The sequence below is a fragment of the Paenibacillus sp. MMO-177 genome (genome assembly GCF_037147795.1).
Taxonomy (GTDB): domain Bacteria; phylum Bacillota; class Bacilli; order Paenibacillales; family Paenibacillaceae; genus Pristimantibacillus.
This window is the reverse complement of sequence record NZ_JBBCUR010000017.1, coordinates 57,659-64,721: the sequence shown is the minus strand read 5'-3', so window position 1 is coordinate 64,721 and position 7,063 is coordinate 57,659. Positions and strand designations below refer to the sequence as shown.

The window sequence follows — 7,063 nt, the reverse complement described above, 5'->3', positions numbered from 1 at the left end:
GTCGAGGGCTTATCCTAAAGACTTAAAGAGTTACACTTTCGCATCCAGTTTTCAAGGCGCAAATAACGCCTTACGTTTGGTGGCGATGGCGGAGGGGAACCACGCGTTCCCATACCGAACACGACCGTTAAGCCCTCCAGCGCCGATGGTACTTGGACCGCAGGGTCCTGGGAGAGTAGGACGTCGCCAAGCAATGAAAAGCCTGTCGCATCATGCGGCAGGCTTTTTGTTTCCTTATAGTTATCAACGGTTCATCCACAACCTGAACAGCTGATCCACACTAGGATTAAGCTGCTTTTTTGTGTTGATATCCACATGTGAATAGTCACTCAATTACAACTTATCTGTATTTTGTAGATAAAGTTGTGTATAAATCGTGACAATCTCTTATTTTATGCAGTATTTCGCTCTGGATAACTGCATAAACCGGTGGATAGACAACTACCGCCTACCAGTTCGGATTCCCCTTTTCTCCTTAGCCTGTTTATAAACTCCCCATAGCGGTTTAATAACAAAATAGAGCCTATGGCTTGCTCGAGCTATTTGCACACCGTTATGCACAAATGTGAGTAGTCAGTGGACCGACGGCATAAGGGACAGCTGCTGCTGTGTGTTAATGGGATGGACTGTGTATAAATCGCATCCATCCGCACCATGCTAGATAATGGCGATAGTGTGATTGTTAAATTATCAGAAAATTGAAATTCCATGTATTGACCTTTCCTGATTTTTGCGTATAATAAAGTTAAAGTCAAAGAAAGTCAAAGTCAGTTGAGGCGGCATTTCCACAAATGCATCCACAGCTCATGTCGCCAGGAGGTTGGTATTTTTGCGTAACATTTCCGATCTCATCGAGCAGTACTTGAAGCAGATGTTGCAGGAAAGCCCGGAAGGCGCCGTTGAAATTCAACGCAACGAACTGGCAGACAAGTTTTCCTGCGTTCCGTCGCAGATCAACTATGTAATCAGTACCCGGTTCACTTTGGAGAAGGGATACATGGTTGAAAGCAAGCGCGGCGGCGGCGGCTATATTCGCATTCAGCGGGTAGACCTGCCGGCGCTTAAGACGATTCAATTCCATATCCATCAAACGATTGGCGATTGCGTCGAACAAAGCGTGGCGGAGGGGCTGATTTATCAGCTGGAGGAGGCAAGACTAATTACGAAACGGGAAGCGAACCTGCTTCGGGCCGCGGTTGACCGCGAGACCATAGCCGTCAAGCTGCCGCTTCGCGATGAGATCAGAGCCAGGCTACTGCGCTCCATGCTGATATCTTTATTAGCCAAATAAGCGCCTGAGAAGGCTACACCGGAAGGAGGGGATTCGGCTTGATTTGCCAAGAATGCGGCAAGAAGCCGGCAACGCTTCATTTTACGAAAATCGTGAACGGTGAAAAGACCGAATTTCACATCTGTGAATCCTGTGCAAGGGAACGGGGAGAAGGCATCCCCGGCGCTCCAAACGGGTTCTCTATTCACAGTCTGCTGTCGGGCCTTCTCGATTTTGATCCGAGCAGCACTAACGGCGCAAACAGCGCCAAGCAACAGCAGATGATCCGCTGCGATAATTGCGGGTTAACGTACACGCAATTCAGCAAGATCGGCAGATTCGGCTGCAGCAACTGCTACCGTCAATTTACCGAGAAGTTAGATCCTCTGTTGAAGCGCGTACATGGCAATACGGTCCATGTCGGTAAAATACCGAAGCGTTCCGGCGGCCAAATTCAGTACAAGCGAGAGATTGAACAGCTGCGGCGGGATTTGCAAAGCCGTATCGAACGAGAAGAATTTGAAAGCGCGGCTCATATTCGTGATCGAATCCGTGAGCTGGAGCGTAAAATAGTAGATCTGTAAGGCGCACGAAGGAGGTTTACTCTTGGCGAGTCATCGTTTCTCAGAGCAAGCGTTAAGCGATTGGATGAAGGGAGTTGGACCTGACTCCGATATCGTCATTAGCAGCCGAGTACGCATTGCGCGAAACTTGAGGCAGTTCCCATTCCCGATGCTTGCTACCAATCAGCAGTCGCTTGAGGTTATGAATCAGCTTACTGCAATAGGGCAATCCGGCAAGCTCGATCCGATAGGACATTTCGAAACGATTATTTTATCGGAGCTAAGCGAGCTGGAAAGACGGGTATTGGTGGAGAAGCATCTGATTAGCCCTAACCTGGCTAACGAGTCACGCGGAGGGGCGGTCATTCTAAGCGAGAATGAATCGGTCAGCATCATGATCAACGAAGAGGATCATCTTCGCATTCAGTGCCTGTATCCGGGCTTTCAGGTCAAAGAGGCTTGGACGCTGGCGAATCAGATCGATGATATTTTCGAGGAAGAAACCAATTACGCATTCGACGAGCAGAGAGGGTATTTGACCACCTGTCCGACGAATGTGGGTACGGGAATACGCGCATCGGTTATGATGCATCTGCCGGCACTTGTGCTCACGCAGCAGATTAACCGAATTTTATCGGCTGTTACGCAGGTAGGCCTCGCTGTCCGGGGCATGTACGGCGAAGGCAGCGAAGCGCTGGGCAATCTGTTCCAGATATCGAATCAGATTACGCTGGGACAGACCGAAGCGGAAATCATCGATAATTTGCATGGAGTAGCCAAGCAGATAATCGAGCACGAGAAAGCAGCCCGTCAAAGGCTGATGTCGGAGTCACGGCTTCGAATCGAAGACCGGGTAAGACGCTCGTACGGCATTCTGGCTTATGCGGCCGTGATGGATTCCAAGGAATCCGCGCAACGGCTGTCCGATGTAAGGCTAGGCGTTGATCTGGGGCTTCTGGATCACGTTACGAGCCAATCTTTAAATGAATTAATTGTTATGACGCAGCCCGGGTTCCTGCAGCAGACGTTCAACGAGAAGATGAGCGCTGACCAGCGGGATTACCGCAGGGCCCAATTAATCCGCAATCAATTGCGGGGTCAAACCGAGCATGGGGGTGCATGAAACATGATGTTTGGACGATTTACGGAGCGAGCGCAAAAGGTTCTTGCCTTGGCGCAGGAAGAAGCGGTTCGTCTTGGTCACAATAATATTGGTACGGAGCATATTTTGCTCGGCCTGATTCGCGAAGGGGAAGGCATTGCGGCGAAGGCTTTGATCGGGCTTGGTCTTGGACTTGAGAAAATTCAGGACGAAGTGGAGGCTTTGATCGGCCGCGGTCAAGAGCAGCCTACTAACATTGCCTATACGCCACGCGCGAAAAAGGTTATCGAGCTGTCGATGGACGAAGCAAGAAAGCTTGGCCATACGTACGTAGGCACGGAACATATCCTGCTTGGTCTGATCCGCGAAGGAGAAGGCGTAGCAGCCCGGGTTCTGAATAACCTTGGCATCAGCCTTAACAAAGCGCGCCAGCAAGTATTGCAGCTGCTGGGCAGCAGCGAAGCGGTATCCAGCAGCCATGGCTCTCCATCCAATGTGAGCACGCCAACGCTGGACGGCTTAGCCCGTGACCTTACCGCTTATGCCCGCGAGGGTAATCTGGATCCGGTTATCGGCCGCAGCAAGGAAATCGAGCGCGTTATTCAAGTGCTCAGCCGCCGTACGAAGAACAATCCTGTTCTGATCGGTGAGCCGGGCGTAGGTAAAACCGCGATTGCCGAAGGTCTTGCCCAAAAGATTATCGCTAACGAGATTCCGGAGACACTGCGCGACAAACGCGTTATGACGCTGGATATGGGCTCCGTTGTAGCCGGTACGAAGTATCGCGGCGAATTCGAAGACCGCTTGAAAAAAATTATGGATGAGATCCGCCAAGCCGGCAACATCATCCTGTTCATCGATGAGCTTCATACGCTGATTGGTGCAGGCGGCGCTGAAGGCGCGATTGACGCCTCCAATATTTTGAAGCCTGCGCTTGCCCGCGGCGAGCTGCAGTGCATCGGCGCAACAACGCTGGATGAGTACCGCAAATACATCGAGAAGGACGCTGCGCTGGAGCGCCGTTTCCAACCGATTACGGTCGACCAGCCTTCGCCGGAAGAAGCGATTCAAATTCTGCATGGACTTCGCGACCGCTATGAAGCTCATCATCGCGTGAAAATTACGGATGATGCCATCGTGCAAGCCGTGAAGCTGTCCGATCGTTATATTACGGACCGGTTCCTGCCGGACAAAGCGATCGACCTGATCGACGAGGCGAGCTCGAAAGTGAGACTTAATTCGTATACGGTACCGCCTAATCTCAAACAACTGGAGAACCGTCTGGAGGATATCCGCAAGGAGAAAGACGCGGCGGTTCAAAGCCAAGAGTTCGAGAAAGCGGCAGCCCTTCGCGATACGGAGCAAAAAATCCGAGAAGAGCTTGACGTAACGAAGAACCAATGGAAAGAAAAACAAGGCCGCACCGATTCCGAGGTAACGCCTGAAGATATCGCGCAGGTTGTGGCAAGCTGGACGGGGATTCCGGTCAGCAAGCTGGCGGAAGAAGAGACCGAGCGTCTGCTCAAGATGGAAGACATCCTGCATGACCGCGTAATCGGCCAAGAAGATGCGGTTAAAGCGGTATCGAGAGCCATCCGCAGAGCGCGCGCAGGCCTGAAGGATCCGAAACGTCCGATCGGCTCGTTCATCTTCCTTGGTCCTACCGGGGTAGGTAAAACCGAGCTGGCTCGCGCACTCGCCGAAGCGATGTTCGGCGACGAGAACGCGGTTATCCGCATCGATATGTCGGAGTACATGGAGAAACATTCCACGTCCCGTCTCGTCGGAGCTCCTCCGGGATATGTCGGCTACGAAGAAGGCGGTCAGCTGACCGAGAAAGTACGCCGCAAGCCCTATTCCGTTGTCCTCCTCGACGAAATCGAGAAGGCGCATCCGGAAGTATTCAACATCCTGCTGCAAGTACTGGAAGACGGCCGTCTGACCGATTCCAAAGGCAGAGTGGTTGACTTCCGCAATACGCTGATCATCATGACTTCGAACGTTGGCGCGGATCAAATCAAACGCAATTCCTCGCTTGGCTTTACAGCCGTGCAGGATTCGGGCCGCGAGTTCAACCAAATGAAGGATAAAGTGATGGCTGAGCTGAAGAAAAGCTTCCGTCCGGAGTTCCTGAACCGGATCGACGAAACGATCGTATTCCACTCGCTGGAGCAAGAGCATATCGCTCAAATCGTTACGCTGATGTCCGAAGAGCTTCGCAAACGGCTGCGCGAGCAAGAGGTGGACTTCGTTCTCACCGATTCCGCAAAAGCATTCCTTGCGAAGGAGGGCTTTGATCCTCAATACGGTGCGCGTCCGCTGCGCCGTGCGATTCAGAAGCATATCGAAGACCGGATCTCTGAGGAACTCTTGCTTGGCAAGATCCGCAAAGGCGATTCCTTCACGATCGACGAGAAGGACGGCGAGCTGACCGTTAACAAATCCGAAGCTGTCTCGGAAGAGCCGGCTGCAAAATAAGAATGAATCAACCAAACTGCCCGGTGAGGAACTTCCTCACCGGGCAGTTTGTCTGTAGCGATTCGTTCCATTCAGGCGTATGTCCATAGGGGAAAATAAGCAGGCTTACGGCGCCAAAGGCAAGGATGGCAATGGCTTTCCTTATTCCGATTTTGGAATAGGGAAAGCTTCTTTGCTGACTGGAATCTATTGGTCCGTACATTAGTTCGTAAGAAGGGGTTTATACGCTACGGATAAAATGGTAAACTTTTAAATGGTAACGCTTGTTAAAAGGAGCCTAGTATGGCAAAGATAAAGCTAAAGTTTGTATGTACTGAATGCGGAACGGAATCGCCGAAATGGCTGGGGAAATGTCCGGGCTGCCAGTCTTGGAATACGATGGTGGAGGAAAAAGAGACCGTTATCAAAACGCAAGGTGTCGGTCTTCGCGTGGCTCAGACGAAAGAAAAGCCGAAATCCATCATACATATAGAAAGTGGGCAGGAACCGCGTATTGAAACAAGGTTGCAGGAGCTTAACCGGGTACTGGGCGGAGGCGTCGTGCCGGGCTCGCTCATTCTGGTTGGCGGAGATCCCGGAATCGGAAAATCCACGCTGCTGCTGCAAACCTCGCATGCATTGGCTTCCAAGGGGCTGAAGGTACTGTATATTTCCGGGGAGGAATCCGTCCGGCAGACGCGTCTTCGCGCTGACCGGCTTGGTGCTCTGACGGAATCCCTTTTTGTCCTTTGCGAGACGAATATGGAGCAAATTAACGATGCGATCGAATCGGTCCAGCCGGACTTTCTCGTCATCGACTCCATTCAGACGGTGTATGATCCAAACGTTCAGTCTGCTCCCGGCAGCGTAGCCCAGGTAAGGGAATGTACCGCTCATTTCATGAGGGTGGCCAAGATCAACGGAATTGCTACCGTGCTTGTCGGGCATGTCACGAAGGAAGGCGCGATTGCCGGGCCTCGTCTGCTGGAACACATGGTTGATTGCGTGCTGTACTTCGAAGGCGAACGGCATCATACTTACCGGCTGCTCCGGGCCGTTAAGAACCGGTTTGGCTCTACCAATGAGATCGGCATATTCGAGATGGGAGAAGAAGGCCTTCGCGAGGTGGCCAATCCGTCGGAGCTGTTCCTGTCGGAGCGCCCGCTTGGCGTATCCGGCTCTACGGTTGTAGCCAGTATGGAAGGAACACGCCCCGTGCTGGTTGAGCTTCAGGCGCTTGTCGCGGCAACGAATTTCCCGTCGCCGCGGCGGATGTCCACAGGGATCGACCATCATCGGATGGCCTTAATTATTGCGGTATTAGAGAAGCGGATCGGCATGTTTTTGCAGACGCAGGATGCCTATTTGAATGTAGCGGGCGGCGTAAAGCTGGATGAACCGGCAGTGGACCTTGCTGCGGCAGTCTCGCTCGCATCAAGCTTTCGCGATGCGCCTACCCGCCCTTATGACGTTATCTTCGGAGAAGTCGGCCTGACGGGCGAGGTTCGCGCGGTATCCCGTGCCGAGCAGCGGGTGAAGGAAGCGGAGAAGCTTGGCTTCAAGCGGGTCATTATGCCGGAGAAAAGCTTAAAGGGCTGGAAGCCGCCGGAAGGCATCGAAATTATCGGCGTAAGTACGGTAGCAGAAGCGCTGTCCGCGGCACTTGGATAG

The 7,063-nt window shown here is 52.4% G+C and carries 5 protein-coding genes and 1 rRNA gene; all 6 read left to right on the top strand.

All coding sequences use genetic code 11. The annotated features are described in order from the left end of the window. Positions 1–75 precede the first annotated feature (75 nt). Positions 76–192 (top strand): 5S ribosomal RNA (gene rrf, locus WFK81_RS29420). Positions 193–829: 637 nt separating this feature from the next. After that, positions 830–1,291, top strand: coding sequence for a CtsR family transcriptional regulator (locus tag WFK81_RS29415; RefSeq protein WP_336776735.1), 462 nt, complete (start codon positions 830–832; stop codon positions 1,289–1,291). Between the two features lie 38 nt (positions 1,292–1,329). After that, positions 1,330–1,854, top strand: a complete 525-nt coding sequence (locus tag WFK81_RS29410) for a UvrB/UvrC motif-containing protein (protein WP_336790827.1) — start codon at positions 1,330–1,332, stop codon at positions 1,852–1,854. Positions 1,855–1,918: 64 nt separating this feature from the next. Further along, positions 1,919–2,956 (top strand): protein arginine kinase, encoded by a 1,038-nt coding sequence (locus tag WFK81_RS29405; protein ID WP_442956109.1) that lies wholly within the window; start codon positions 1,919–1,921, stop codon positions 2,954–2,956. Between the two features lie 3 nt (positions 2,957–2,959). Then, a complete protein-coding gene (gene clpC / locus WFK81_RS29400; RefSeq protein WP_336790822.1) occupies positions 2,960–5,413 on the top strand; it encodes an ATP-dependent protease ATP-binding subunit ClpC in 2,454 nt (817 codons plus the stop codon). 282 nt (positions 5,414–5,695) lie between these two features. Further along, the gene (gene radA, locus WFK81_RS29395) at positions 5,696–7,063 is read left to right on the top strand and encodes a DNA repair protein RadA (RefSeq protein WP_336790820.1); all 1,368 of its coding nucleotides are present in this window, start codon (positions 5,696–5,698) and stop codon (positions 7,061–7,063) included.